The 23,421-nt window shown below is 71.1% G+C and carries 21 protein-coding genes, 2 tRNA genes and 1 pseudogene; 11 read left to right on the top strand and 13 right to left on the bottom strand.

What is annotated here, in order from left to right; genetic code table 11:
- The first annotated feature begins 153 nt into the window (after positions 1 to 153).
- The 3 genes from BN2279_RS15985 to pknB all read left to right on the top strand — a co-directional run bounded on the left by BN2279_RS15985 (position 154) and on the right by pknB (position 5,295).
- Complete coding sequence (locus BN2279_RS15985; RefSeq protein ID WP_059010139.1) at positions 154 to 1,563, top strand: FtsW/RodA/SpoVE family cell cycle protein; 1,410 nt, start codon at positions 154 to 156, stop codon at positions 1,561 to 1,563.
- Positions 1,560 to 3,032, top strand: a complete 1,473-nt coding sequence (locus BN2279_RS15980) for a penicillin-binding transpeptidase domain-containing protein (protein ID WP_059010136.1) — start codon at positions 1,560 to 1,562, stop codon at positions 3,030 to 3,032. Before BN2279_RS15985 ends, BN2279_RS15980 begins: the two co-directional genes overlap by 4 nt.
- 232 nt (positions 3,033 to 3,264) lie before the next feature.
- Positions 3,265 to 5,295, top strand: coding sequence for a Stk1 family PASTA domain-containing Ser/Thr kinase (gene pknB / locus BN2279_RS15975; RefSeq protein ID WP_059010131.1), 2,031 nt, complete (start codon positions 3,265 to 3,267; stop codon positions 5,293 to 5,295).
- Between the two features lie 46 nt (positions 5,296 to 5,341).
- Here pknB and BN2279_RS15970 read toward each other — a convergent pair whose 3' ends face one another.
- Positions 5,342 to 5,815, bottom strand: a complete 474-nt coding sequence (locus tag BN2279_RS15970; RefSeq protein ID WP_059010129.1) for a DUF5324 family protein — start codon at positions 5,813 to 5,815, stop codon at positions 5,342 to 5,344.
- A 205-nt stretch (positions 5,816 to 6,020) separates the two neighbouring features.
- Here BN2279_RS15970 and BN2279_RS15965 point away from each other — a divergent pair, with 205 nt between their 5' ends.
- Both BN2279_RS15965 and BN2279_RS15960 read left to right on the top strand, forming a co-directional pair.
- Positions 6,021 to 6,554: a peptidylprolyl isomerase gene (locus BN2279_RS15965; RefSeq protein ID WP_059010128.1), complete on the top strand. Its 534-nt coding sequence runs from the start codon at positions 6,021 to 6,023 to the stop codon at positions 6,552 to 6,554.
- 70 nt (positions 6,555 to 6,624) lie between these two features.
- Positions 6,625 to 7,506: a rhomboid family intramembrane serine protease gene (locus BN2279_RS15960; protein ID WP_059010126.1), complete on the top strand. Its 882-nt coding sequence runs from the start codon at positions 6,625 to 6,627 to the stop codon at positions 7,504 to 7,506.
- Between the two features lie 268 nt (positions 7,507 to 7,774).
- Here BN2279_RS15960 and crgA read toward each other — a convergent pair whose 3' ends face one another.
- The gene (gene crgA / locus BN2279_RS15955) at positions 7,775 to 8,038 is read right to left on the bottom strand and encodes a cell division protein CrgA (RefSeq protein WP_059010125.1); all 264 of its coding nucleotides are present in this window, start codon (positions 8,036 to 8,038) and stop codon (positions 7,775 to 7,777) included.
- 110 nt (positions 8,039 to 8,148) lie between these two features.
- On the opposite strand from crgA, the gene BN2279_RS15950 reads away from it, so the two are divergent.
- The 5 genes from BN2279_RS15950 (at position 8,149) to BN2279_RS15935 (ending at position 11,868) form a co-directional block, all read left to right on the top strand.
- On the top strand, positions 8,149 to 8,910 hold the full coding sequence (locus BN2279_RS15950; RefSeq protein WP_059010124.1) for a DUF881 domain-containing protein: 762 nt from the start codon (positions 8,149 to 8,151) through the stop codon (positions 8,908 to 8,910).
- A gap of 85 nt (positions 8,911 to 8,995) precedes the next feature.
- A complete protein-coding gene (locus BN2279_RS29945) occupies positions 8,996 to 9,172 on the top strand; it encodes a hypothetical protein (RefSeq protein WP_199827734.1) in 177 nt (58 codons plus the stop codon).
- Positions 9,169 to 9,807, top strand: a complete 639-nt coding sequence (locus BN2279_RS15945; RefSeq protein WP_059010123.1) for an aminodeoxychorismate/anthranilate synthase component II — start codon at positions 9,169 to 9,171, stop codon at positions 9,805 to 9,807. The genes BN2279_RS29945 and BN2279_RS15945 overlap by 4 nt, the downstream gene beginning before the upstream one ends.
- Positions 9,804 to 11,093: a class E sortase gene (locus BN2279_RS15940; RefSeq protein ID WP_234347896.1), complete on the top strand. Its 1,290-nt coding sequence runs from the start codon at positions 9,804 to 9,806 to the stop codon at positions 11,091 to 11,093. Before BN2279_RS15945 ends, BN2279_RS15940 begins: the two co-directional genes overlap by 4 nt.
- On the top strand, positions 11,077 to 11,868 hold the full coding sequence (locus BN2279_RS15935; RefSeq protein WP_059010121.1) for a class E sortase: 792 nt from the start codon (positions 11,077 to 11,079) through the stop codon (positions 11,866 to 11,868). Before BN2279_RS15940 ends, BN2279_RS15935 begins: the two co-directional genes overlap by 17 nt.
- A gap of 23 nt (positions 11,869 to 11,891) precedes the next feature.
- Here BN2279_RS15935 and BN2279_RS15930 read toward each other — a convergent pair.
- A tRNA-Ala gene (locus BN2279_RS15930) sits at positions 11,892 to 11,964 on the bottom strand.
- A gap of 145 nt (positions 11,965 to 12,109) precedes the next feature.
- Here BN2279_RS15930 and BN2279_RS15925 point away from each other — a divergent pair.
- The gene (locus BN2279_RS15925) at positions 12,110 to 12,670 is read left to right on the top strand and encodes a helix-turn-helix domain-containing protein (RefSeq protein ID WP_059010119.1); all 561 of its coding nucleotides are present in this window, start codon (positions 12,110 to 12,112) and stop codon (positions 12,668 to 12,670) included.
- 137 nt (positions 12,671 to 12,807) lie between these two features.
- On the opposite strand, the gene BN2279_RS29940 is transcribed toward BN2279_RS15925, so the two are convergent.
- The 10 genes and pseudogenes from BN2279_RS29940 to dnaN form a co-directional block, all read right to left on the bottom strand.
- Positions 12,808 to 12,945, bottom strand: coding sequence for a DLW-39 family protein (locus tag BN2279_RS29940; protein ID WP_199827751.1), 138 nt, complete (start codon positions 12,943 to 12,945; stop codon positions 12,808 to 12,810).
- 208 nt (positions 12,946 to 13,153) lie between these two features.
- A tRNA-Ile gene (locus BN2279_RS15920) sits at positions 13,154 to 13,227 on the bottom strand.
- A 69-nt stretch (positions 13,228 to 13,296) separates the two neighbouring features.
- Entirely contained in the window at positions 13,297 to 13,851 is a 555-nt protein-coding gene (locus BN2279_RS15915; protein ID WP_059010117.1) for a DUF3566 domain-containing protein, read from the bottom strand.
- Positions 13,852 to 13,991: 140 nt separating this feature from the next.
- The gene (gene gyrA / locus BN2279_RS15910) at positions 13,992 to 16,607 is read right to left on the bottom strand and encodes a DNA gyrase subunit A (RefSeq protein ID WP_059010115.1); all 2,616 of its coding nucleotides are present in this window, start codon (positions 16,605 to 16,607) and stop codon (positions 13,992 to 13,994) included.
- A gap of 81 nt (positions 16,608 to 16,688) precedes the next feature.
- Entirely contained in the window at positions 16,689 to 18,746 is a 2,058-nt protein-coding gene (gene gyrB, locus BN2279_RS15905) for a DNA topoisomerase (ATP-hydrolyzing) subunit B (RefSeq protein WP_059010113.1), read from the bottom strand.
- A 273-nt stretch (positions 18,747 to 19,019) separates the two neighbouring features.
- Positions 19,020 to 19,608 (bottom strand): annotated as a pseudogene (locus tag BN2279_RS30665) (DUF721 domain-containing protein).
- Between the two features lie 101 nt (positions 19,609 to 19,709).
- Positions 19,710 to 19,922 (bottom strand): hypothetical protein, encoded by a 213-nt coding sequence (locus BN2279_RS27785; protein WP_407702254.1) that lies wholly within the window; start codon positions 19,920 to 19,922, stop codon positions 19,710 to 19,712.
- A complete protein-coding gene (gene recF / locus BN2279_RS15895; RefSeq protein ID WP_059010111.1) occupies positions 19,915 to 21,066 on the bottom strand; it encodes a DNA replication/repair protein RecF in 1,152 nt (383 codons plus the stop codon). The genes BN2279_RS27785 and recF overlap by 8 nt, the downstream gene beginning before the upstream one ends.
- A gap of 88 nt (positions 21,067 to 21,154) precedes the next feature.
- Positions 21,155 to 22,039: a phosphogluconate dehydrogenase (NAD(+)-dependent, decarboxylating) gene (gene gnd, locus BN2279_RS15890; protein ID WP_059010109.1), complete on the bottom strand. Its 885-nt coding sequence runs from the start codon at positions 22,037 to 22,039 to the stop codon at positions 21,155 to 21,157.
- Between the two features lie 82 nt (positions 22,040 to 22,121).
- The gene (dnaN, locus tag BN2279_RS15885; RefSeq protein WP_059010107.1) at positions 22,122 to 23,252 is read right to left on the bottom strand and encodes a DNA polymerase III subunit beta; all 1,131 of its coding nucleotides are present in this window, start codon (positions 23,250 to 23,252) and stop codon (positions 22,122 to 22,124) included.
- Positions 23,253 to 23,421: the final 169 nt, after the last annotated feature.

Here is a 23,421-nt window from a genome sequence, read left to right as displayed (position 1 = left end):
ATGTCCTTGCGTGTGTTTTGATGACGCTGTCGTCCAACTAGGTCTACACGATCCTCTTCGTCGGCAGCGTCAGCTGTGTATAAGAGGCAGGTCCATGTCCGGGCGCCAGCGCGAGCTCGCCCGGGACTGCTGACTCCCGAAGGCCGGAAGGCAATGAGCCAGACCAGCAACACCACCGTCTCCACCGGCGGTCTCCCGAGCCGCCGGAACACCGAGCTGGCGATGCTCGTCTTCGCCGTGCTGATCCCGGTCCTCGCCTACGCCAACGTCGGCCTGGCGAAGGAGGAGACGCTCCCGGCCGGCATGCTCGGCTACGGCCTGGGCCTCGGCCTGCTCGCCGGCGTCGCGCACCTCGTCGTCCGCCGGTACGCGCCCTACGCCGACCCGCTGATGCTGCCCATCGCGACCCTGCTCAACGGCCTCGGCCTGGTCCTCATCTGGCGCCTGGACCAGGAGCCCGGCATCACCACCGACTCCCTCGGCGGCCCGATGGCGCCCGACCAGCTCATCTGGTCCACCGTCGGCGTCGCGCTCTTCCTCGCGGTGCTGATCTTCCTCAAGGACCACCGCATCCTCCAGCGCTACACCTACATCTCGATGGTCGTCGCGCTGATCCTGCTCGCCTCCCCGATCATCGTCGGCGAGGAGATCAACGGCGCCCGCATCTGGATCTCCATCCCCGGCGTCGGCTCCCTCCAGCCCGGCGAGTTCGCCAAGATCATCATCGCCGTCTTCTTCGCCGGCTACCTGATGGTCAAGCGCGACGCCCTCGCCCTCGCCAGCCGCCGCGTCATGGGCGTCTACCTGCCGCGCGGCCGGGACATGGGACCGATCCTCGTCATCTGGGCGATCAGCCTGATGATCCTCGTCTTCGAGACCGACCTCGGCACCTCGCTGCTGTTCTTCGGGATCTTCGTGGTCATGCTCTACGTGGCCACCGAGCGCACGAGCTGGATCATCTTCGGCCTGCTGCTGTCGGCCAGCGGCGCGGTCTTCGTCGCGAACACCAACTCCCACGTCGGCCTGCGCGTCCACAACTGGCTGAACCCACTGGAGAACGACCCGCCCGGCAGCGGCCAGGTCACCGAGACCGCCCAGGCCATGTTCGCCTTCGGCTCCGGCGGCCTCTTCGGCTCCGGCCTCGGCCAGGGGTACTCCCGGCTCATCGGCGGCATCGCCACCAAGAGCGACTACATCCTCGCCACCGTCGGCGAGGAGCTCGGCCTGACCGGTCTGATGGCCGTCATCCTGCTCTACGCCCTGCTCATCGAGCGCGGCATGCGCACCGCGCTGGCCGCCCGCGACCCGTTCGGCAAGCTCCTGGCGGTCGGCCTCTCCGGGATCTTCGCCATCCAGGTCTTCGTCGTCGCCGGCGGTGTCACCGGCCTGATCCCCCTCACCGGCATGACCATGCCGTTCCTGGCCCAGGGCGGCTCCTCGGTCATCGCCAACTGGGCGCTCGTCGCCCTCCTCCTGCGGATCAGCGACACCGCCCGGCGGCCCGCGCCGGCGCCGGCGCCCTCCCTCGACGCAGAACAGACTCAGGTGGTCCGGACGACATGAACAAACCGATGCGACGGGTGGCCGTCTTCTGCGGCCTCCTCATCCTGGCCCTGCTGGTCCGGGTCAACTGGGTCCAGTTCGTCCAGGCCGACGACCTCCAGAACCACGAGGACAACCGCCGGGTCACCATCGAGCGCTACGCCCACCCGCGCGGCGACATCATCGTGGACGGCGAGCCCATCACCGGCTCCGTCGAGACCGAGGGCAGCGACTTCGCCTACAAGCGGACCTGGACCGACGGCGAGATGTGGGCCCCGGTCACCGGGTACGCCTCGCAGGTGTACGGCACCACCTTCCTCGAAGGCGTCTACGACTCGATCCTCACCGGCGACGACGACCGGCTGTTCTTCAACCGCACCATCGACATGCTCACCGGCGAGGACCAGCGCGGCGGGAACGTGGTGACCACCCTCGACGCCGAGGCCCAGCGCGCCGCCTTCGAGGGCCTGGGCGACAACAAGGGCGCCGTCGTCGCCCTCGACCCGCGCACCGGCGAGATCCTCGCCCTGGTCTCCACCCCGTCCTACGACCCCTCCACCTTCGCCGGCGGCAGCGGGGACGACAGCGACGCCTGGGACGCGCTCCAGCCGGAGAACAACCCGGACGACCCCATGCTCAACCGGGCGCTGCGCGAGACCTACCCGCCCGGCTCCACGTTCAAGATCGTCACCGCCGCCGCCGCCCTGGAGAACGGCCTGGTGGACGACGTCAACGAGAACCTCGACTACCCCGATCCGTACATCCTGCCGGACACGAACGACGTCGAGCTGCCCAACCAGATCGCCGGGGTCTGCGAGGACGCCTCCATCCGCGAGGCCATCCGCTGGTCCTGCAACAGCGTCTTCGCCGGCCTGAGCAACGACCTCGGCAACGAGACGATGATCGAGGCGGCCGAGCAGTACGGCTACAACGAGGAGCTGTTCGTCCCGGTCCGGGCCACCGCCAGCTCCTACCCCGAGGACAACCGGCCGCAGAACGCCCAGGCCGGCATCGGCCAGGCGTCCAACCGGGCCACCCCGCTCCAGATGGCCATGGTCGCCGCCGCCGTCGCCAACGACGGCTCGCTCATGCAGCCATACATGGTCGACCAGCTCGTCGCCCCGAACCTCAACGTGGTCGAGCAGCACGAGCCGGACGAGATGAGCCGCCCGATGTCCGCGGACACCGCGCAGCAGCTCCAGGACGCCATGGAGTACATGGTCGAGGAGAGCAGCATCGACACCAGCTCCGTCGAGGGCGCCACGATCGGCGGCAAGACCGGCACCGCCCAGCACGGCGAGAACAACGAGGAGCTGCCCTACGCCTGGTTCATCTCCTACGCCATGACCGACGAGGGCTCGCCCGTCGCCGTGGCCGTCGTCGTCGAGGACGGCTCCGACGAGCGCGACCAGATCTCCGGCAGCGGCCTGGCCGCCCCGATCGCCATCGACGTCATCGAGGCCGTGCTGGAGGGCGAGAACGCCGGGTGATCTCCGCCATGTGACCGGCGTGGCGCAACGGATACCGAGGAACACACGTCATACACCCCGACCGGTCTTCCGGCCGGTCGGGGCCGTACCGGCGATACCGGTTGGATATCGGCCGCCATCCGCCGTCCGGTGGGTCCTTCCCCGCCGGGTACCGTAAGCCAGGGCCTGCGTCCCTGGCCCCGAGGGCCGACCAGGGGGTACGACCCGGGACCAAACGGAGAGGGCTGGAATCATGGAAGAGCCGCGTCGCCTCGGCGGGCGGTACGAACTGGGCCAGGTGCTCGGCCGCGGGGGCATGGCCGAGGTCTACCTCGCCCACGACACGCGTCTGGGCCGCACCGTCGCCGTCAAGACGCTCCGTGCCGACCTCGCCCGCGACCCCACGTTCCAGGCCCGCTTCCGCCGCGAGGCGCAGTCCGCGGCCTCGCTGAACCACCCCGCGATCGTCGCCGTCTACGACACCGGCGAGGACTACGTGGACGGCATCTCCATCCCGTACATCGTGATGGAGTACGTCGACGGCTCCACGCTCCGCGAGCTGCTCCACTCCGGCCGCAAGCTGCTGCCGGAGCGGTCCCTGGAGATGTGCATCGGCATCCTCCAGGCCCTGGAGTACAGCCACCGCAACGGCATCGTCCACCGCGACATCAAGCCCGCCAACGTCATGCTCACCCGCACCGGCCAGGTCAAGGTGATGGACTTCGGCATCGCCCGCGCCATGGGTGAGTCCGGCATGACGATGACGCAGACCGCGGCCGTGATCGGCACCGCGCAGTACCTCTCCCCCGAGCAGGCCAAGGGCGAGGCCGTCGACGCCCGCTCCGACCTGTACTCCACGGGCTGCCTGCTCTACGAGCTGCTGACCGTCCGGCCGCCGTTCATCGGCGACTCCCCGGTCGCCGTCGCCTACCAGCACGTCCGCGAGGAGCCGCAGCCGCCCAGCGTCTACGACCCCGAAATCACCCCGGACACCGACGCCATCGTGCTGAAGGCGCTGGTGAAGGACCCGGACTACCGGTACCAGTCGGCCGACGAGATGCGCGCCGACATCGAGGCGGCGCTCGACGGCCGCCCGGTCGGCGCCACGGCCGCGATGGGCGCCGTCCCCTACGGCTACGACGACCGCCCCACCACGGCCCTGCGCGCCGCCGACCCGGCCACCCAGATGATCCCGCCGGTCGGCGACCCCGACGGGTACGGGTACGACGACTACGGCGGCCGGGCCGACCGCCGCCAGCGCAACCGGAACACCTCCACCATCCTGCTGGTGCTCGCCGGCATCCTCGTGCTGATCGGCGCGATCTTCATCGGCCGGGCGCTGTTCGCCCCCGACCCCCCGGAGGGCGGCCTGACCGTCCCCGACGTCGTCGGCCAGTCGCCGGACGAGGCGATGCGGGAGCTGGAGAACGCCGGGTTCGAGCCGGTCGAGGGCGATGCCCGCCCCTGCGAGACCGACGAGGGCACCGTCTGCGCCACCGACCCCGAGGCCGGCACCGAGGCCGACCGCGGCTCCACCGTCACCGTCATCGTGTCCGAGGGCCCCGAGACCGTCGAGATCCCCGACGTGACCGGGCAGGACTACGAGGACGCCGAGGCCGAGCTGGAGGAGTTGGGCTTCCAGGTCAAGCGGGAGGACGAGGAGACCGACGCGGAGGACCCGGGCACGGTCCTGGACCAGGACCCGAACGGCGGCGAGGAGGCCGAGACCGGCACCGAGATCACGCTCACCGTCGCCGCCGAGATCGCCGGCGTCGAGGTGCCGGACGTGGTCGGGGACGACTTCGACTCCGCGAAGCAGGAGCTGGAGCAGGCCGGATTCGTCGTCCCCCGCCAGGACCAGATCGACGACTCGCGCGAAGAGAACACCGTGATCAGCCAGAACCCGCGCGCCGGCTCCGAGATCCAGCCCAACGAGGTGATCACGCTCTACGTGGCGATCCCGTCGGCCACCGAGCCCGCCACGGCCCAGGTGCCGAACGTGGGCGGCCAGTCCCTGGCCGATGCCAGGGCGGCGCTCCAGCAGGCCGGGTTCACCGCCATCGCGGTCGAGGGCCCGGACACCGCCACCGCCATGGTGATGTACACCACACCGAACGGCGGCGAGGAAGCCGACCCCGCCGCCACCGTCACGCTCTACACCTACGACCCGGGCGCCGTGGACGGCGGCCAGGACGGCGGTACGGACGGTGGCAACGGGGAAGAGAACGGCAATGGGAACAACGACGGCGGCGAGGGCGGCTTCGGCGACTTCTTCGGCGACTGACCGCCGCTCGCCCGCCACATCGGCGTCTTGGCGACGCCCCGGCGCGTCAGCCGAGGGTGCCCTCCTCCGGCTCCTCGGTGGCGGGGGAGGGCTCCACCAGCCAGTCCGGGTTGGTCTGGCCGCTCCACCACTTCCAGGCGACGTACCCGCCGCCCGCCACCAGGCCGAGCAGCGCGGTGCGCCGGACGAACCGTCCGGCCCGCGCCCGGCGCCGGCCGCGCCGGACGGCCGCCCGCAGCTCACGGGGGCTCAGCTCGCCGCGCAGCGCCGACAGCGCCGCCTGGGACCTGGCCGCGGCCTCGTCCTTCACCGGGACGGCCGCGGCGATCGCCTTCTCCACCCGCGGGGCGACCTGCGCGGCGTACGTGACGCGGGTCTGCAACGCCGCCTGACGGGCCTTCGGGGCCAGGTACGCCCCCGCCTGCTGGGCCGCCTGCACCGCGCTGTCCTTCGCCGTCACGGCGTACGGGGTGACCACGTCCGCGGCCTGTCGCACCCCCGACTTCCCGTTGTGGCTCATGGATTGCTCCTCCTTGTGCTCCTTGGTGGCGTTTTCCCACTGCCTTGTCGTGTTGTCCAGCCTTGGGGAAATCATGCGGAATTCATGCGCAAATCATGCCGGGTGGGCCGCGACGCGGCGCGCGGAACGAGCATCCGGCGGGGCGGCGTGTCGCGTGCGCATGGCAGGATCGGGGACCGTCACTGACGTAGACGGAAGGTAGATCGTGGCTGAGCAGCTCTACGCCACCCTGAAGACCAACCGCGGCGACATCGAGGTCCGGCTCTTCCCGAACCACGCGCCGAAGACGGTCAAGAACTTTGTCGAACTCGCCGAGGGCACCCGTGAGTGGGTCAACCCGGCAACCGGCGTGAAGTCCACGGAGAAGCTGTACGACGGCACGGTCTTCCACCGGGTGATCAGCGGCTTCATGATCCAGGGCGGCGACCCCCTGGGCAACGGCACCGGCGGCCCCGGCTACAAGTTCGGGGACGAGATCCACCCCGACCTGTCCTTCAACCGCCCCTACCTGCTGGCCATGGCCAACGCGGGTCCCGGCACGAACGGGTCGCAGTTCTTCATCACCGTCGCGCCCACCACGTGGCTGACCGGCAAGCACACCATCTTCGGCGAGGTCGCCTCCCCCGCCGGCCAGCAGGTGGTGGACGCCATCGCCACCACCGCGACCGACGGCCGCACCGACCGCCCGGTGCAGGACGTGGTGATCGAGTCGGTCGTCATCGACCGCCGCGAGGGCTGACCCGGCCGGAACCATTCCGGCCCCCTGTCCGTAGGATCAGGGGGCCGGAGGTGGCCGCGGAAGGGACGTCATGGCGGAGCAGCACGGTACGCCGCGGTCGCGGCACGGTCTGGCGCGTTGCTACCGGCACCCCGACCGGGAGACCGGCATCCGGTGCGCCCGCTGCGACCGGCCCATCTGCCCCTCCTGCATGATCGCCGCGCCGGTGGGCTACCAGTGCCCGGACTGCGTCCGGGGCGGTGCTCCCGCGGCCCGCGCCGCCCGCCCCCGCACGCTGGCCGGCGGCGCCGTCGCCGAGGACTCCCGGCTGGTCACCAAGATCCTCATCGGGCTCAACCTCGCGGTCTTCGTGGCCGTCCTGGTCGCGGGCGACCGTCTCGTCACCGACTTCGGCATGCTGGGGTACGCGGGCGATCCCTTCACGGGCGAACGGATCGGCGTCGCGGACGGCGAGTGGTACCGGCTGCTGACCGCGGCCTTCCTCCACGAGCAGCTCTGGCACATCGCGTTCAACATGCTGGGTCTGTGGTTCCTCGGCCCGCCCCTGGAAACCGCGCTGGGCCGCGTCCGCTATCTCGCGGTGTACCTGATCTCGGCGCTGGCCGGCAGCACGCTGTTCTACCTGCTCGCCGACCGGCTCCAGCTCTCGCTGGGCGCCTCGGGCGCGATCTTCGGGCTCTTCGGCGCCACCGCCGTGCTGATGCGCCGGATGCGGGCCGACATGCAGCCGATCGCGATCCTGCTGGCGATCAACCTGGTGATCACCTTCGCCTGGTCGAACATCGCGTGGCAGGCCCACATCGGCGGCCTGGTCGCGGGAGCCGCGATCGCCTACGGCATGGTCGCCGCGCCGCGCCGGCGGCGGGTCCTCGTCCAGGCCGGGACGTGCGCGGTGGTGGTCGCCGCCCTCGTCGTCGCCTGCGCGATCAGGACCGCGCAGCTCCTGGCCTGACCGGGCCGGCCCGGCCGGGGGGCATGGGTGCCCGGCCGGGACGCATGCCCTCGGGCGGAAAGTTATCCACAGTCATCCACAGGCGGTGGCGATCCCGGTGCGGGGCGTCGAGGCCGCCTCTGACCTGCGCCGACCCGCGTTTCCGCAGGCGAACAGGGGTACGGTGGCCCGCGCGGCTCGGACGGGCGTTCCCGTGTTCACTCAGTTATCCACAGATCTTGTGATGTTCCGGCGAGCTGTGGATAACTCGCCGTACCGCCCGGGGCGGTCACTTCCACTGCGTGGAGACCACGAACCCCAGCGCGATGAAGCCGAAGCCGACCACGATGTTCCAGTTCCCCAGGGACTCCACCGGGAGGTCGCCCTGCGTCATGTAGAACACCACGATCCAGGCCAGGCCGATCACGAACAGCGCCAGCATCAGCGGCGCCACCCAGCGGCGACCACCGCCCATGTCGATCTTCGTGGGCGTCCGCTTCTCGGGCGGCGCGTAGGTGTCGGCCTTCTTCTTCCGGATCCGGGACTTCGGCACGAGTGGCTCTCCTGTCGATCGCGCTGTCTGATCGCGCCGGTCAGCGCGGAGCTGTGGGATCGTCCGTTAGCGTAGTGGTTCCCCGCCCGATTAAGGAGAGCAGGGTCACGGTGATCGGCTCCCGTCCGCGCCCGCGGCTCAGGCGGCTGGGCAGCGTCGCCGTCTTCGCGCTGGCGGGCCTGATCTTCTGGCTCAGCTTCCACGTGGCCCGGGGCAACAACATCCGCACCGACGACTCCCTGCTCCAGATGTCCGACCTCGTCCGGGAGCGCGCCCGGCAGATCGAGGCCCTGGAGTCCGGCAACGCCGCGCTCCGCGACGACCTGGACGCCCTCGCCGGGAGCACCGGCCCCGACGGCACCGACGACCCGGGCGCCGCCGACGAACGCCGCCGCCTCGCCGGGCTCGAACAGGCCGCGGGCCTCACCGAACTCACCGGCCCCGGCCTGACCGTGACCCTCACCGACGCCCCGCCGGACGCCGGCGCCCTCGTCCCCGACGTCCCCGAGCCGTCCCCCAACGACCTCGTCATCCACCAGCAGGACCTCCAGGCCGTCGTCAACGCCCTGTGGGCCGGCGGCGCCGAGGGCGTCCGCGTCATGGACCAGCGGCTGATCTCCACCAGCGCGGTGCGCTGCGTCGGCAACACCCTGATCCTCCAGGGCCGGCTGTACTCCCCGCCCTACACGGTCACCGCCGTCGGCGACCCCGGCCGTCTCCGCGCCGCCCTGGACGCCTCCCCCGCGATCCGCGACTATCGCCAGTACGTCGAGGCGTACGGGCTCGGCTGGCGCGTCGAGCAGCACGCCGAGGCCACACTGCCCGGCTACGAGGGGGGCATCGCGCTCCGCCAGGCACGGCCCGCCGAATGAGCACACATCACTCCGTCCCCCTCGTCGTACGCTTGGACCACGCGCCGTCACGCGCGGGACGTACCGAGGAGGGGAACGCGAAGCCATGTACGGCTGGATCTGGCGGCATCTGCCGGGCAACGTGCTGGTGCGCGCGCTGATCTCACTGCTGCTCGCCCTGGGCGCGGTCTACCTGCTGTTCGAGTATGTCTTCCCCTGGGCCGAGCCGCTGTTGCCCTTCAACGACGTGACCGTGGACGAGGGACAGGAGACCGGACAGTGAGCCCCGCGCGCATCCTGGTCGTCGACAACTACGACAGCTTCGTCTACAACCTCGTCCAGTACCTCTACCAGCTCGGCGCGGAGTGCGAGGTCGTGCGGAACGACGCGGTCACCCCCGACCGGGTGGGCGCGGGCGGCTTCGACGGCGTGCTGATCTCCCCCGGCCCCGGCACCCCCGAGCAGGCCGGGGTGAGCGTCGCCATGGTCCACCACTGCGCCGCCACCCGCACGCCCGTCTTCGGCGTCTGCCTCGGCATGCAGGCGATGGCGGTGGCCTACGGCGGCGTCGTCGGCCGGGCCCCCGAGCTGCTGCACGGCAAGACCTCGGAGGTGCGCCACACCGGCACGGGCGTCTTCGACGGGCTGCCCACCCCGCTGACCGTGACCCGCTACCACTCGCTGGCCGCCGACGAGGCGACCCTGCCCGCCGAGCTGGAGGTGACGGCCCGCGCCGGGGACGTCGTCATGGGTCTGCGCCACCGTGAACTCCCGGTGGAGGGCGTGCAGTTCCACCCCGAGTCGGTGCTCACCCGGGGCGGCCACCGGATGCTGGCGAACTGGCTGACGGTCTGCGGCGACGCGGGCGCGGTCGGCCGTTCGCACGGACTCGCCCCCGTCGTGGGGCGCCCGGCGTGACCACGGGATGGGGGTCGGACGACGACGCCTACCGAGCGGCGGTCGAAGGACTCCAGGACCCGTTGACGGATCCGCTTCCCGGCCCCCCGGCGCCCGCCGACCCGGAGACGATCGGTCTGCGCCGCCCGGACCGGTTCCCCGCCCCCGCGGACGGCGGGCGAGCGGCCCGCCGCAGGGCCGCCCAGGCCCCCGGCGGAACCGGAGCCTCCGCTCCGCCCGACGGCGGCCGTGCCGCCCGCCGGAGGGCCGCCCAGGGCCCTCGGGAGAGCGCGGCGGAGCGGACGGCCGCGCTGCCCTCGATCGACGGCGAGAGCGGCCCCGAGGGCGGTCGGGCGGCCCGCCGCAGGGCCGCCAGGGCCCCGGGTGGAACGGCGGCCTCCGTTCCGCCCGACGGCGGCCGTGCCGCGCGGCGCAGGGCCGCGTCCGCGCCACCCTCGACATCCGCCGGGTCCACCGGGCCCACCGGGCCGGGTGGCGGTCGCGCCGCGCGCCGCAAGGCCGGCGCGGCGGCACCGGCGGCGCCCGCCGAGGAGCCGCCGCTGACCGGTGGCCGCGCCGCCCGGCGCAAGGCGGCGAAGGCGGCGGCCAAGGCCGCCAAGCAGACCGGCACCGCGATCAGCAACGTGATCGGCGAGCTGTTCATCACCACCGGCGTGCTGCTGCTCCTCTTCGTCGTCTACCAGCTCTGGTGGACCAACGTCGAGGCCAGGGCACACGCGAACAACGAGGCCGACAGCCTCCAGGAGCAGTGGGAGAACGCCGAGCCGGGGGAGGACGACCGCGACCCGGGCGCGTTCACGCCCGGCGAGGGCTTCGCGATCCTCTACCTCCCCACCCTCGACGTCCGCGTCCCCATCGCGGAGTCCGTCGATCCCGCGGAGGTCCTCGACAACGGCATGGTCGGGCACTACACGGAGGAGGACCGCCTCCCCACGGCCATGCCGTGGGACGAGGAGGGCAACTTCGGCCTGGCCGGCCACCGCAACACCCATGGCGAGCCGTTCCGTTACATCAACCGTCTGGAGCCGGGCGACCCGATCGTCGTGGAGACCCGGGACACCTACTACACCTACGAGATGACCAGCCGGCTCGACTCGACCTCGCCGTCCAACATCGCCGTCCTCGATCCCGTCCCGGACCAGGGCGGGTTCACCGAACCAGGCCGCTACATCACCCTCACCACCTGCACGCCGGAGTTCACCTCCACCTACCGCATGATCGTGTGGGGTCAGATGACTGAGGAACGCCCGCGGAGCGAAGGGAAGCCGGATGCCCTCGTCAACTGAAGCGGAGACCCCGGCGGAGGAGTCGGCCGGGAAGACCCGGACCGCCCCCTCGCGCCGCCGCCCGAGCCCGTGGCGCCGCCGGATGGCGACCGCCGTCAGCGTCTTCGGCGAACTCCTCATCACCGGCGGCGTCGTGCTCGGCCTCTTCGTCGCCTACTCGCTGTGGTGGACCAACGTCGTGGCCAACCAGGAGGCGAAACGGGACAGCAGCGCCGTTCGCGAGCACTGGGAGGCGGCCCCCGACGACGACGGCGACGACACCACGCCGCCGCCCGCGTACGACCCCCAGGACGGCATCGGCTTCCTGCACGTACCGGCGATGACCGGCGACGACATCCTGGTGAAGCCCGGCACCGGCCTCGACGTGCTCAACGGCGGCGTCGCCGGGTACTACGAGGACCCGGTCGCGTCGGCGATGCCGTGGGACGAGGAGGGCAACTTCTCGCTGGCCGCCCACCGGGACGGCCACGGCGCCAAGTTCCACGACATCGACAAGATCGACGTGGGCGACCCGATCGTCTTCGAGACCGAGAACACCTGGTACGTCTACCGGACTTCGGCGATCCTCCCGGAGACCTCGAAGTACAACACCGAGGTCCTCGCGCCCATCCCCGAGGAGTCCGGCGCCACCGAGGCCGGCCGCTACATCACGCTGACGACCTGCACCCCGCTCTACACCTCGCGCCACCGCTACGTGGTCTGGGGCGAGTTGGTCCGCACCGAGGATGTGGACGAGATGCGGACGCCTCCCGAGGAACTCCGGGAGACGGAGTGACGGCGGACTGATCCCGCGACGGGTGGAGCCTAGGAGAGTCGAACTCCTGACATCCGCCATGCAAAGACGGCGCTCTACCAACTGAGCTAAGGCCCCGCAGCCCCTGAGCAGGGCCACGTCCAAGGTTACCCAATCTTGTCGCCGGATTCCGACCGGGTATCGCCCCGGGCACCGCTCCCTCCGTAGGATGACGCGCAACTTCGCTCACGTGAAGCGATCAGGGGAGAACAGGGGAGAGACGATGGACGCAGCACAACAGGAGTCCACGGAAAAGGCGAGAGAGCAGCAGACGACCTGGTACGGAGAGCCTCTGGGGACGCTCTTCCGCCGCCTCATCGCCGATCTGGGGCTCAACCAGGCCCGGCTCGCGGTCGTCCTGGGCCTGTCGGCGCCGATGTTGTCGCAGCTCATGAGCGGTCAGCGGGCCAAGATCGGCAACCCGGCCGTCGTCCAGCGGGTGCGTTCCCTCCAGGATCTCGCCGCCGAGGTCAGGGCCGGCCGGATCAGCGCGGCGGAGGCGACCGCCGCCATGGACGAGATCCGCCGCACATCCGGGGGCAATGTGCTGAGCCCGAACTCCACCGCGACCAGGTCCGGTTCGATCGGCGTCCCGGCCAACCCCACCAAGCGTGTGGTCCGCGAGATCCAGGCGCTGCTGCGTTCGGTCTCGGACGCCACCGAGATCCAGAGCGCGTCGCGGCTGCTGTCCGACAGCCACCCCGAACTGGCCGAGTTCCTCCGCGTCTACGGCGTCGCCCGGACCCGCGAGGCCGTCGAGCACTACGAGAACCACCAGGGCTGACCGGCGCGGCGCCGCGGTGCACGACGACGGCGTCGTGCACCGCTCGTGTTCGCAGACGCACACCTACAGACGTATACAAAAAGGGCGGGGCGTCACAAGGTGACGGCCCCGCGTCGCATCGCGGAGGATTCGCCGCGTCAGCTCCCGGCGGGACCACCGGGAACGGAGTCGGTCGCCTCCGTCCACAGGTCCTGCTCGGCCTTGTTCGACACGAGCTGCTGGTAAACGAACAGGCCGCCGACCGCGACCAGGGAGAGCAGCAGGAGCTTCTTCACCGTGGTTCCTCGTCCTTCTTCAACGTGCATCTACGTGCGTCAACGTACTTCGGCATGCCGTGACGTGCTGAAACGCCCTCGGAACGTGATGGTCGCGCCATGATCAGGCCATCTGGCGCCCGATGATACCCAACGGCCGCGGCACACGACTCCGACACAAACAGCTCGGTCCGACCGAAGGATCTTCAGCCGGACCGAGCCGCGAGCGTGGGGCTAACAGGACTTGAACCTGTGGCCTCATCCTTATCAGGGATGCGCTCTAACCATCTGAGCTATAGCCCCGCGTGCACGGAAAGGCTAGCGCATCAACACCCCGCCACCAAAATCGGTGAGCGGGCGGCGGGACCGGCCCTACTCGTCCTCCGCCAGCGTCACCTCGACGCCCCCGACGAAGCCGGCCGACAGGTTGTACATGAAGGCCCCCAGCGTCGCCAGGGCCGTCGCCAGCACCACGTCGATGATCGCGATCACCGTGGTGAAGATCAGGACCCTGGGCAGCGACAGGAACCCCTGGAGGTCGAACCCGCTGTCGGTGTCCGTCTCGGTGGCCTCGCTGATCGTCTCGCCGATCGTGGAGAAGACGCCCATCGAGTCCATCACCATCCACAGGACGGCGACGGCGACGACCGTACAGACGCCGAGGGCGATCGACAGCAGGAAGCTGACCTTCATCACCGACCACGGGTCGGCCTTCGCCACCCGCAGCCGCGCCTGCCGGGTGCGCGGCACCGTGCGGGCGTCGGTGCGGGGGCGGCGCACGGCCTGCTGCGCCTGCTGCTGCCCCACGCCCGGGGAGCCCCCGGGCGGCGCCGGGTACGCCTGCGGGGGGTGGTAGTGCTGCGAGTCCCGCGCCGACGGGTCCCCCTGGCCCCGCGCGTAGGAGTCCGCGGGTCGTGCACTGCTCATCGTGGCCCCCCCACGAGTCGTCGCTGCTGGGACTTGGCCCCGGGGACGGACGCCCCCCGGGCCGCCGGGACCGGCGCCAGGGGCTGCCCGTCGTTCGCCGTACCGCCGCCCGGAGGGGCGCCCCTGGTTCCGCTCACGCCTTACTCCTCATCGACCGGGACCGACCCGGCCCCTTCCGCGGCCCCGGCTTCGGCGTCGGGAGCCTCGCCGTCCCCGGCGCCTTCCTCGGTGACTTCCTCGGCCTCGCGGCCGGCCTCGGCGTTGCGGGCGATGCCGACCACGGCGTCCCGCTTCCCCAAGTTGATCAACTGGACGCCCATGGTGTCACGGCCGGTCTCCCTGACTTCGTTGACGCGGGTCCGGATGACCCCGCCGCCGAGCGTGATGGCGAGGATCTCATCAGTGTCCTCGACCACCAGCGCGCCCACCAGAGAGCCGCGGTCCTCCACGATCTTGGCCGCCTTGATGCCCAGGCCGCCGCGTCCCTGGACACGGTACTCGTCGACCGGCGTCCGCTTGGCGTATCCGCCGTCGGTGGCGGTGAACACGAAGGTACCGGCCCGGACGACGTTCATCGACAGCAGCTCGTCGCCCTCGCGGAAGCTCATGCCCTTCACACCCGACGTGGCCCGGCCCATCGGCCGCAGCGCGTCGTCCGTCGCCGTGAACCGGATCGACTGCGCCTTCCTGCTGATGAGCAGCAGATCGTCGTCGGGCGAGACCAGCTCGGCGCCGATCAGCTCGTCGTCGCGGCCGTCCTCCATCTCGCGGAGGTTGATGGCGATGACGCCGCCCGAACGCGGGGAGTCGTAATCCTTCAGCGCGGTCTTCTTCACCAGACCCGACTTCGTGGCCAGCACCAGGTACGGCGCCGCCTCGTAGTCCCGGATGGCCAGGATCTCCGCGATCCGCTCGTCCGGCTGGAACGCCAGCAGGTTCGCCACGTGCTGCCCGCGCGCCTCGCGGCCGGCATCGGGCAGCTCGTACGCCTTGGCCCGGTAGACGCGGCCCTTGTTGGTGAAGAACAGCAGCCAGTGGTGCGTGGTGGAGACGAAGAAGTGGTCGACGATGTCGTCCTCGCGCAGCTTCGTGCCGCGCACGCCCTTCCCGCCGCGCTTCTGGGCACGGTAGTCGTCGGTCTTCGTGCGCTTCACATAGCCGCCACGGGTGATCGTGACGACGATGTCCTCCTCGGCGATCAGGTCCTCGATGGACATGTCGCCCTCGAAGGGGATCAGCGCCGTGCGCCGGTCCTCGCCGAACTTGTCGACGATCGCCGTCAGCTCCTCGCCGATGATGGCGCGCTGCCGCTCCGGGGAGGCCAGGATGGCGGTGTACTCGTCGATCTTCTGCTGGAGTTCGTCGTGCTCCGCGACGATCTTCTGCCGCTCCAGCGCGGCGAGGCGGCGCAACTGCATCTCCAGGATCGCGTTGGCCTGGATCTCGTCGATCGTCAGCAGCTCCATCAGGCCGCCGCGCGCCACCTCGACCGTCGCGCTGCGCCGGATCAGCGCGATGACCTCGTCGATCGCGTCCAGCGCCTTGAGCAGGCCGCGCAGGATGTGGGCGCGCTCCTCGGCCTTCCGCAGCCGGTACCGGGTGCGGCGGACGATGACGTCGATCTGGTGCGCCACCCAGTTGCGGATGAACGCGTCCAGCGACAAGGTGCGCGGGACCCCGTCGACCAGGGCCAGCATGTTCGCGCCGAAGTTGGTCTGGAGGTCGGTGTGCTTGTACAGGTTGTTCAGCACGACCTTGGCGACCGCGTCCCGCTTCAGGACGATGACCAGCCGCTGCCCGGTCCGCGACGACGTCTCGTCGCGGACGTCCGCGATGCCGCTGACCCGGCCGTCCTTGACCAGCTCGGCGATCTTCTGCGCGAGGTTGTCGGGGTTGACCTGGTACGGCAGCTCGGTGACCACCAGGCACTGGCGGCCCTGGATCTCCTCGACCTCCACCACCGCGCGCATCGTGATGGAGCCGCGGCCGGTGCGGTACGCCTCCTCGATGCCGCCGCGGCCCACGATCAGCGCGCCGGTCGGGAAGTCCGGGCCCTTGATCCGCTCGACGAGCGCGTCCAGCAGCTCCTCGGCGCCCGCCTCCGGGTGCTCCAGGAACCACAGCGCGCCGGCCGCGACCTCGCGCAGGTTGTGCGGCGGGATGTTGGTCGCCATGCCGACCGCGATCCCGGCCGAGCCGTTGATCAGCAGGTTGGGGATGCGGGACGGCAGGACCGTCGGCTCCTGGTTGCGGCCGTCGTAGTTGTCCTGGAAGTCGACGGTCTCCTCGTCGATGTCCCGGAGCATCTCCATGGCCAGCGGCGCCATCCGGCACTCGGTGTACCGCATCGCGGCGGCCGGGTCGTTGCCGGGCGAGCCGAAGTTGCCGTTGGAGTCGACCAGCGGCATGCGCATCGCCCACGGCTGCGCCAGGCGGACCAGGGCGTCGTAGATCGAGGTGTCGCCGTGCGGGTGGTACGTCCCCATCACGTCGCCGACGACGCGGGCGCACTTGTAGTACCCGCGCTCCGGGCGGTACCCGCCGTCGTACATGGCGTACAGCACGCGCCGGTGCACCGGCTTGAGCCCGTCGCGCACGTCCGGCAGCGCGCGGGAGACGATGACGCTCATCGCGTAGTCGAGATAGGAGCGCTGCATCTCCGTCTCGAGCGTCACCGGCTCGATGCGCAGGGCGCCCGACGAGTTCAGCAGGGGCTCCCCGTCCTCGGGCGGAGTGGTGGAGTTGTCGTCGGCCATGAGTTGCGTCGGATTCCTTTCGAGCCGCTGGGGGGGTGACCGGGCCTGGGATGTCCAGGCTGCCGGGACGATCCGGGCTGCCTAGATGTCCAGGAAGCGGACGTCCTTGGCGTTCCGCTGGATGAACGACCGCCTGGCCTCGACGTCCTCGCCCATCAGGATCGAGAACAGGTCGTCCGCGGCGGCGGCGTCGTCCAGCGTGACCTGGCGCAGCACCCGGTGCGCCCGGTCCATGGTGGTCACCCGCAGCTCCTCGGCGTTCATCTCGCCCAGGCCCTTGAAGCGCTGGATCGAGTCCTCCCTGATGCGCTTGCCGCGCTCGCGGCCGAGCCGGATCAGGCTGTCGCGCTCGCGGTCCGAGTACGCGTACTCGAACTCGTCGCGGCCCCACTTGATCTTGTACAGCGGGGGCTGGGAGAGGAAGACGTGCCCGGCCTCGACCAGGGGGCGCATGAAACGGAAGAGCAGGGTCAGCAGCAGCGTGTTGATGTGCTGGCCGTCGACGTCCGCGTCGGCCATGAGGATGATCTTGTGGTAGCGGAGCCTGGAGATGTCGAAGTCCTCGTGGATGCCCGTGCCGAAGGCCGAGATCAGCGCCTGGACCTCGGTGTTCTGGAGCACCTTGTCGATGCGGGCCTTCTCCACGTTGAGGATCTTGCCGCGGATGGGCAGAATCGCCTGGTACTGCGGGTCGCGGCCGGACTTGGCGGAGCCGCCGGCCGAGTCGCCCTCGACGATGAAGATCTCGCTCTTCGTCGCGTCGTTGGACTGGCAGTCGCTGAGCTTGCCCGGCAGGGACGCCGTCTCCAGCAGCCCCTTGCGGCGGGTCAGGTCGCGCGCCTTGCGGGCGGCGACGCGGGCCGTGGCCGCCTGGATGCTCTTGCGGATGATGTCGGCGCCCTCGGTCGGGTTCCGGTCGAGCCAGTCGGCGAAGTGCTCGTTGACGATCTTCTGGACGAACGCCTTCGCCTCGGTGTTGCCGAGCTTGGTCTTGGTCTGGCCCTCGAACTGCGGCTCGCTGAGCTTGATCGAGATGATCGCCGTCAGACCCTCGCGGATGTCCTCGCCCGTGAGGTTGTCGTCCTTGTCGCGCAGCAGCTTCTTCTCACGCGCGTACTTGTTCGCCAGGAAGGTCAGCGCGGTGCGGAAGCCCTCCTCGTGGGTGCCGCCCTCGTGCGTGTGGATCGTGTTGGCGAAGCTGTAGACGCCCTCGGTGTACTGGGTGTTCCACTGCATCGCGATCTCCACGGAGATCCTGCGCTCGGGGTCCTCGCCCTCGATCTCGATCACCGAGGCGTGCACCGGCTCGCCCTTGCGGGAGTTGAGGTGGCGCACGAAGTCCGAGATGCCGCCCTCGTAGTGGTACGTCACGGTGCGCGGCTTGTCGTCCTCGTCGGCCGTCGCGGTGTCGGCGCCCGACGTCTGCTTCGCCGCCTCCCGCTCGTCCGTGAGCGAGATGGTCAGCCCCTTGTTCAGGAACGCCATCTCCTGGAAACGCCGCGACAGTGTCTCGAACGAGTAGTCCGTTGTCTCGAAGATGTCGCCGTCCGCCCAGAACGTGACCGTCGTGCCGGTCGCGCTGGTCTCCTCGTTCCGCGCCAGCGGCGCCGTCGGCACCCCCAGCCGGTAGTCCTGCGTCCACCGGTACCCGTCGCAGCGGACCTCGACGGCCAGCCGCCGCGACAGCGCGTTGACCACCGAGACGCCCACGCCGTGCAGACCGCCGGAGACCGTGTACCCGCCGCCGCCGAACTTGCCGCCCGCGTGCAGCACCGTGAGCACGACCTCGACCGCCGGCTTGCCCTCCGACGGGACCACGCCCACCGGGATACCGCGGCCGTTGTCCACGACCCTGACGCCGCCGTCCGCGAGCAGCGTCACGTCGATGCTGTCCGCGTGACCCGCCAGCGCCTCGTCCACCGAGTTGTCCACCACCTCGTAGACGAGGTGGTGCAGGCCACGTTCACCGGTCGAGCCGATGTACATGCCCGGCCGCTTGCGGACCGCGTCGAGACCTTCCAGCACCGTGATCGCGCTGGCGTCGTACGACGAGGCTCCGTCCGCGGGCACGGCGGGGCGGGGAGTGTTCTTGTTGGCATCGCCGGAATCGGCCACGAAGCGCCCTTTCTGGCACAGCACGAGCCAACTCCGGCATACGGGAGCGGCTGTGTCGTTCGACAGTGTCCGCAACGGGGCGGGTCACTTCAGTCTACCGGTAACGCAAAGCACAATGGCGGCTTGCCGGGGTCTGAGTCCGCATGTGCCGCCCTGAACTGGCATCCGGTGACTCCCTATATACGGACTGGGCCTCTGATCCGCTCACAGGGGCGCTCAGCGCTTCCGCCTGTCAACCTCTGCGAACGTGACCGGCATCACCATCACCGGGCCCGCCGACCTGTGCTAAGGGCGGTGTCAGCCGTACGTATCGCCCGGGCCGCGGCTGCCCGGGGCGCGCAGTGGTCCCGCTCCCCGCACCGGCGAGGCCGGTCCCGCCACCTTGATCGACCGCACCGTGCCCCGGCCCAGATCCGCGTTCAGCCGGCCCAGCAACTGCGGCGTCAGCAGCCGGAGCTGCGTCGCCCACGCCGTCGAGTCGCAGCGCACGGTCAGCACCCGCGACTCCTCGTCGTACCCCGTCGGCGCGCAGTGCTGCGCCACTTCCGGGCCGACCAGCTCGGGCCAGCGGCCCAGCACGCCGCCCACCGCCAGCGGCATCTCCCAGCCGCGCTCCTCCGACAGCCGCTCCACCGCCGTGAACCAGGCGTCCGCCGACACCCCCAGCCACACCGCGGCGGGCGCCACCACCATGAACGGCGCGGCGCGGCGCGCCCGTTCCTCCCCGGCCAGCGCCCGCACCGTGATCAGCACGGCCGCCGCCACGCCGGCGGCGGCCGTGACGCAGAACGCCGTCGCCCAGCCGCCCCCCGCCAGCCCGATCCGGTCGAGGACGACGAACGTCAGCGTCGCGCCCGGCGGATGACCGGCCACGTGCGCGGGCCACTGGCCCGGCGCACCGTCCGGGATGTGGTCGGTGAAGGTACTCAGGAAGTCGTGGATCCCGCCGATCCGGTNTTGACACAAACGCTGTCGGCGCACCTACCCTCAGCCGGCACGTCGCGGGCGGCGGCGTCGCGACCGCAGACCGCCGCCCCACCGCGCCTGCCGCCGCTGCTGCGCCATCGCGCCGCGCGCCCGCGCCTGCTCCTTCGCCGCCCGCAGCGCGACCCGCGCCAGGTCCACCCCGGACGGCTCCGGTCCGGACGGCTGAGATCCGGGCGGCTGGGGTCCGGGCGGCTGGGGGAACGCCTCACTCACGCTCGACCCCTCCGTCCGCCACCGCGAACCGCGTCCCGGTCAGCGCCGAGGGCACGTCCTCCGGCACCGCCGCCGTCACCAGGACCTGTTCCCCGCCGGCCACCGACTCCGCCAGCCGCTCCCGGCGCCGCGCGTCCAGCTCCGCGAACACGTCGTCCAGCACCAGCACCGGCTCAGGCCCCTCCTCCTTCAGCAGGTCGTACGACGCCAGCCGCAACGCCAGCGCCAGCGACCACGACTCCCCGTGGCTCGCGTACCCCTTCGCCGGCAACGGCCCCAGCCGCAACACCAGATCGTCCCGGTGCGGGCCCACCAGCGTCACTCCGCGCTCGATCTCGCGGGGCCGCACCTCGGCCAGCGCCGCCAGCAGCAGCGCGGCCAGCTCCTCCCGGGACGCCGGGCCCGCCGGCAGGGCCGGGTCCTCACCGGCCGCCTCCGCCGCCGAGCCCCGGTACTCCAGGCCCACCGGCCCGCCGCCCGGCGCCACCCGCTCGTACGCCTTGTCCGCCAGCGGGCGCAGCGCCGCCACCAGCGCCAGCCGCTGCGCCAGCAACTCCGCGCCGGAACGCGCCAGATGCTGGTCCCACACGTCCAGCGTCGACAGATCCGCGCCCCGGCCGCCGTGCCGCCGGGCCATCGCCACCGACTTCAGCAGCGAGTTGCGCTGCTTCAGCACCCGTTCGTAGTCCGCCCGCACGCCCGCCAGCCGCGGCACCCGCGCCGTGACCAGCTCGTCGAGGAACCGCCGCCGCTCGCCGGGGTCGCCCTTCACCAGCTCAAGGTCCTCCGGGGCGAACAGCACCGTCCGTACCACGCCCAGCAGATCGCGCGGGCGGACCTGCGTCGAGCGGTTCAGCCGGGCGCGGTTGGCGCGGCCCGGGTTCAGCTCGATCTCCACGAGCTGACGGCGCTCCCCCTCGACCACCGCCGCCCTGATCACCGCGCGATCGGCACCCATGCGGACCAGTGGGGCGTCCGAGGAGACCCGGTGGCTGCCCAGCGTCGCCAGATACCCCACCGCCTCCACCAGATTCGTCTTCCCCTGGCCGTTGGGCCCGATGAACGACGAGACGCCGGGGCCGAGTTCCACCTCGGCGGTGACGTACGAACGGAAGTCGGCGAGCGACAGATGCGTCACGTGCACCGAAGGCCGACCTCCCCCGTTCCCGCGCCGGTTCGCGCGTTCACCGCTTGTGCTCCGAGTTGTGCGCGACCGCCGCCGCTACGGATCGTCACGTGCCCTTCGGGCCCTCGACCGCGTGCCCGCCGAACTGGTTCCGCAGGGCGGCGACCATCTTCATCTGCGGCGAGTCCTCCTGCCGGGACGCGAACCGCGCGAACAGCGAAGCGGTGATCGCCGGCAGCGGCACCGCGTGGTCGATCGCGGCCTCCACCGTCCAGCGGCCCTCGCCCGAGTCCGCCGCGTAGCCCCGCAGTTGGTCCAGGTGCTCGTCCTGCTCCAGCGCGCGGACCGCCAGGTCCAGCAGCCAGGACTTGATCACCGTGCCCTCCTGCCAGGACCGGAACACCTCCCGGACGTCGGTGACCACGTCCGCCGACTCCAGCAACTCCCAGCCCTCGGCGAAAGCCTGCATCATCGCGTACTCGATGCCGTTGTGGACCATCTTCGCGAAGTGGCCCGCGCCGACCTTGCCCGCGTGCACCGCGCCGGCCTCGCCCGCCGGCTTCAGCGCGTCGAACACCGGCTGCGCCCGCGCCACGTGCTCCGGCTCGCCGCCGTACATCAGCGCGTAGCCGTTCTCCAGGCCCCATACGCCGCCGGAGACGCCGCAGTCCACGAAACCGACGCCCACGGCCGCCAGTTCCTCCGCGTGGCGGGCGTCGTCCGTCCACCGCGAGTTTCCCCCGTCGACGACGACGTCACCGGGGGACAGCAGCCCCTTCAGCTCGTCGATCACCGACTGGGTCGCGGCGCCGGCCGGCACCATCAGCCAGACGAGGCGGGGGGCGGCGAGCGCGTCCACCATGTCCTTGAGGCTGCCGACGTCCGCGCCCGCCGTGTGCGGCGCGAACCCGACAACGGTATGGCCGGCCTGGCGGATGCGTTCCCGCATGTTCCCGCCCATCTTGCCGAGGCCGACGAGACCGAGCTCCATCAGGGACTCCTTCGCTGCGATATGACCTGAAGCCGAGCCTACGCCCGCACCGCCATACGCACCCGCGGAGACCGGTGCCGCCTCAGCCGGACAGCCGGACCGGCATCATCAGGTACTTGTACGCCTCGTCCGCCTCGGCGTCGATCGCCGGCCGGCCGCTCAGCAGCGCCGGCTTGGTGGAGGTGGTGAACGAGAGCTGGGCCACCGGCGAGTCGATCGCGCTCAGGCCCTCCAGCAGGAACGCCGGGTTGAAGGCGATCGAGATGTCCTCGCCCTCCAGCCGCGCGTCCACCCTTTCCACAGCCTGTGCGTCGTCGCTCGACCCGGCCTCCAGGGTCAGCACGCCCTGCTCGAAGCTGAGCCTGACGGGGGTGTTCCGCTCGGCCACCAGCGCCACGCGCTTGACCGCCTCGACGAACGGCCCGGTCTCCAGCACCGCGACCGAGGCGAACTCGGTCGGGAACAGCGTCCGGTACTTCGGGAGGTCGCCCTCCAGCAGCCGGGTCGTCGTGCGCCGCCCCGCGCCCTCGAAGCCGATCAGGCCCTCGCCGGCGCCCGCGCCCGCCAGCGCCAGCGAGACCGTGTCGCCGCCGCTGAGCGACTTCGCCGTGTCCAGCAGCGTCTTGGCCGGGACCAGGGCCACCGCCGAGACGTCGGCCGCCTCCGGCTTCCACAGGAACTCCCGCACCGCGAACCGGTACCGGTCGGTGGAGGCCAGGGTCACGCGGTCGCCCTCGATCTCGATCCGGACGCCGGTGAGCACCGGCAGCGTGTCGTCACGGCCGGCGGCGATGGCCACCTGGCCCACGGCGGAGGCGAACACCTCGGCCGAGACCGTGCCCGTCGCGACCGGCATCTGGGGCAGCGCCGGGTACTCCTCCACAGGCAGGGTGTGGAGTGTGAACCGCGAGGAGCCGCAGACCACGGTGACCCGCACGCCGTCGGAGGAGATCTCCACCGGCCGGTTCGGCAGGGCGCGGCAGATGTCGGCCAGCAGGCGGCCGGACACCAGGACCGTGCCGCCCTCCTCGACGTCCACCTCGACCGAGACGCGCGCCGACACCTCGTAGTCGAAGCCGGAGAGGCTCAGCGAACCATCCTCGGCCTTCAGCAGCAGGCCCGCGAGCACCGGCACCGGGGGTCGGGCCGGCAGGCTGCGCGCGGCCCATGCCACCGCCTCCGCGAGCACATCGCGTTCCACCCGGATCTTCACTTCAGCCGCCTCCCGCTGTCGCTGGCCGCTCGCCCTGCTGGCGTCTTACGGGCCACCAGTCTGACCCACGGCACTGACAGTAGGTGCTCAGGCGAGTCAAATCGACTCGCGCTGGGTAGACCGAGCCAGGGCCCGGTTGTGCACAGCCCCCACTTCGAAACGAGTCTCG

Source organism: Streptomyces specialis, assembly GCF_001493375.1.
In the GTDB taxonomy this organism is placed as follows: Bacteria; Actinomycetota; Actinomycetes; order Streptomycetales; family Streptomycetaceae; genus Streptomyces; species Streptomyces specialis.
This window is presented reverse-complemented; position numbering and strand designations above follow the sequence as displayed.